Origin of the sequence: Mycobacterium sp. (assembly GCF_032159765.1) — a bacterium.
Classification (GTDB): domain Bacteria; phylum Actinomycetota; class Actinomycetes; order Mycobacteriales; family Mycobacteriaceae; genus Mycobacterium.
The window spans coordinates 1-3,099 of the sequence record NZ_JAVHWM010000083.1 but is presented as its reverse complement, the minus strand read 5'-3'; the positions used below and the strand labels follow the sequence as shown (position 1 = coordinate 3,099).

At 66.0% G+C, this 3,099-nt stretch carries 4 protein-coding genes; 2 read left to right on the top strand and 2 right to left on the bottom strand.

Going from position 1 to position 3,099, the window contains the following annotated elements; all coding sequences use genetic code 11:
* On the bottom strand, window positions 1–718 hold a 718-nt coding region (locus QOH60_RS09330), incomplete at its 3' end, for a phosphoribosylaminoimidazolesuccinocarboxamide synthase (RefSeq protein WP_526419421.1).
* Window positions 719–748: 30 nt separating this feature from the next.
* Between QOH60_RS09330 and QOH60_RS09325 the strand changes: the two genes are divergently transcribed.
* Entirely contained in the window at window positions 749–1,366 is a 618-nt protein-coding gene (locus QOH60_RS09325; protein ID WP_526419419.1) for a hypothetical protein, read from the top strand.
* Between the two features lie 97 nt (window positions 1,367–1,463).
* A complete protein-coding gene (locus QOH60_RS09320) occupies window positions 1,464–2,327 on the top strand; it encodes a PDDEXK-like endonuclease domain-containing protein (RefSeq protein WP_526419423.1) in 864 nt (287 codons plus the stop codon).
* Here the strand turns inward: QOH60_RS09320 and QOH60_RS09315 are convergent.
* Window positions 2,251–3,099: tellurite resistance/C4-dicarboxylate transporter family protein (locus tag QOH60_RS09315; RefSeq protein WP_526419417.1), on the bottom strand; the 849-nt coding region annotated here is incomplete at its 5' end. The genes QOH60_RS09320 and QOH60_RS09315 overlap by 77 nt on opposite strands.

Below are 3,099 nucleotides of genomic sequence, written 5' to 3'. Positions count from 1 at the left end.
TGTCGAAGCTCTCCTGGACGACACCCGGCTGCCAGTCGTTGGCGCGCCAATACCTGCTGGAGTCCGGGGTGAACACCTCGTCGGCCAGTCGCAGGTTGCCGTGCTTGTCCACACCGAACTCGAACTTGGTGTCGGCGACGATGATTCCCTTCGTCAACGCATGGTCGGCGCCCTGGATGTAGGTCTGCAGCGTGCGCTCGCGCAATTGGTTCGCCCTGACCGCGCCGACGAGTTCGATGACATCGTTGAACGTGATGTTCTCGTCGTGTTGCCCCAGTTCGGCTTTGGTGGCCGGGGTGAACAGCGGCTCGGCGAACTTGCTGGCCTCGGACAGCCCGGGCGGCAGCACGATACCGCAGACCTTGCCGGTCTTCTGATAGTCGATGAGGCCCGAGCCGGTCAGGTAGCCGCGAGCCACTGCCTCCACCGGCAGCATCTCGAGCTCCTGCACCACTAGCGCGCGGCCGAGCACCTCTTCGGGAATGCGTTCATCGTCGGGAGGGCCCGCCAGGTGGTTGGGGGCCTCGACGTAGTCGAAGAAGAAGACGCTCATCGCGGTCAGGATGCGGCCCTTGTCGGGTATCTCGGAGTCGAGGATGTAGTCATACGCCGAGATCCGGTCGGTGGCGACGAACAGCAGATGCTCGTCGTCGATGCGGTACAGCTCGCGAACCTTGCCGCTGGCCAGATGTTCGTAGTCCGACAGAGACGGGCGCATCGGGCCAGCCTATCTGCTGGGATCAATCCCATGACGTCCCGTTACGTGCCTTATGCCACCACCCCGACCCGACTGCTCGCGCAGCTGATCAGCGACGTGGTCGTGGTCGCCTGGACGACCCTATGGGTGCTGGTCGGAATGGCGGTGCACTCCGCGGTGGCGACCATCGCCGAATTCGGCAGACAGGTCGAAGGCGGCGCCAACGGGATCGCGGGCAACCTCGATTCGGCGGGCAACGGCGCGCACAAGGTGCCGCTGATCGGCGATGCGCTCAGCAAGCCGTTGTCGGCAGCCGGAGACGCCGCGCGCGACATCGCGGGCGCCGGGCACACCCTGGGTGTCACCGCGAGCTGGCTGGCGTGGCTGCTGGCGCTGGCCGTCGCGGCGCCCCCGATCCTGGCTCTCGCGATGCCGTGGTTGTTTCTTCGGGTGAGGTTCTTCCGTCGCAAGTGGACGGCGTTGACGCTGGCGCGCACACCCGCCGGTGAACAGCTGCTGGCCCTGCGGGCGCTGGCCAACCGGCCGCTGGCCAAGCTCGCGGCCATCAGCGTGGATCCCGTCGGCGCGTGGCGGCGGGAGGACGCCGCCGCGATCCACGGCCTGGCCGCCCTCGAGCTCCGCGCCGCCGGCGTACGCCCCCGCCGCTAACCACGCGATTTGTGGAGCGTTCGCGGCGGTGAGCGCCGGTACGGCTCCACAAATCGCTGGGGGAACCGTCGGAGCTCGCCACACGTCAACCCTCAATATGCTCGACGAGTATCTACGTCAACACGATGGCGTAATCACCCTCGAACAGGCCACGCGTGCGGGACTGAGTCAAGATGCGATCAATCGACGACTGAGATCTGGCAGCTGGCTCCGGTGCTCTCGCGGTGTCTACTTTGTCGACGACAGGCCGTTTACCGATGAGGCGCGCGTTCGTGCTGGTGTTTGGGGCTACGGCAGTGATGCGGTGGCAACGGGTCTGACCGCCGCCTGGTGGCAGCGCCTCACACGGTTCCCACCTGAAACTGTTGAGGTCACTATTCCCCGAGATGCACGACTGCGGCGTCACTCGGGAACGCGTTTGCGACGACGCGACTTGTCGCCCGGCGATGTCGTCGAGCGAAATGGATTGCGAGTGACGGCACTCCCACTGACAGTCGTTGAGGCGGCCGTTCGACGCGGTGGCGGCGCCAAGCTGATGGACTCTGCGTTGCAGCGCCATGTCGAACTACCACAGCTGTGGCGCGCACACCTGCGGAACAAGGGCCGCCACGGCTCACCCGCGGCACGACGACTGCTGCATGCCGCATCCGACGGTGCACGCTCGGAAGCCGAGCGGCTACTCGTCAAGCTGTTGCGCGACGCCGGGATTACCGGATGGAAGGCCAACTATCCACTTGGCGGCTACAAGATCGACGTCGCATTCCCCAAGCAGAAGGTCGCTATCGAAGTCGACGGCTGGGCGTTTCACACTGACCCGGAGGCGTTCGCAATCGACCGCAAGCGGCAGAACGCCATCGCCCTGTTCGGCTGGCAAGTGTTGCGGTTCACGTGGTTGGACCTGACGGAGTATCCGCAGCGCGTGATCGCCGAAATTCGACGAGCGATCCGATCGCCACGATGACCCACGTTGCGAAGGCGATCCAGAAGAACCAAAGCGACACCACCGTCAGCCAACGCACGCCGGTTTCGACGGCCGTGGCATACGTCGCCGCCGAGTACGTCCCGAGCGGGAACACCGCAGCCCACCACAGCCCTGGCGGTAGCTCGTGTCGTCTCCGAAACCGTTGCAGGGTGACGTAGATCAGCGGCGGGATCCACGCCGTCGCGACGAACCACGTCACGACCGTCATCGGCCAAACGGCCTCCAGCCCGGCCTTGTGGATGTGATCGCCCGCCAACGTCGCGATCGCCGCGCCGCCCATCAGTATCCAAATGTCGGGCTGCACCAGCTCCGGGGCAGCCGGATCGTGGACTGCTCGCCAGACGATCAGGCCCGTCATCAACAGGTACACGCCAATGGCGGTGGCCCAGAACAGCATCGCGAGGAAGACGATCTTCAGATCCGCCATTACGATGCCCAATCCGGACGTCGCAACGCTGGCCAGTTCCCAGCCGCCGTGCGCACGGTCGCGCAGGCCCACCCCTCGGTCGCGCCACATGCACCGCGCCACCACCGGGGCCAGCGCGAGCCAACCCTGCAACGCCATCCCCGCCAGCACCCACAGCACGACGCGGTGTTCGGCTAGTCGCGCCCCAACCACCGCGCAGGCCGCGATGTAGGTGCACAGCCGAAGCGACACATCGAGATCCGTGAGCTTCCACGACTCTCGCCGCCATGCGGTTGCCGCCGCAACGATCAGCACCGGCAGCGCGACGGCCGCCAGCACCACCAT

Coding starts and splice junctions, on each gene's coding strand:
- QOH60_RS09325 (WP_526419419.1), top strand. CDS start 749: ATGACGTCCCGTTACGTGCCTTATGCCACCACCCCGACCCGACTGCTC.
- QOH60_RS09320 (WP_526419423.1), top strand. CDS start 1,464: ATGCTCGACGAGTATCTACGTCAACACGATGGCGTAATCACCCTCGAA.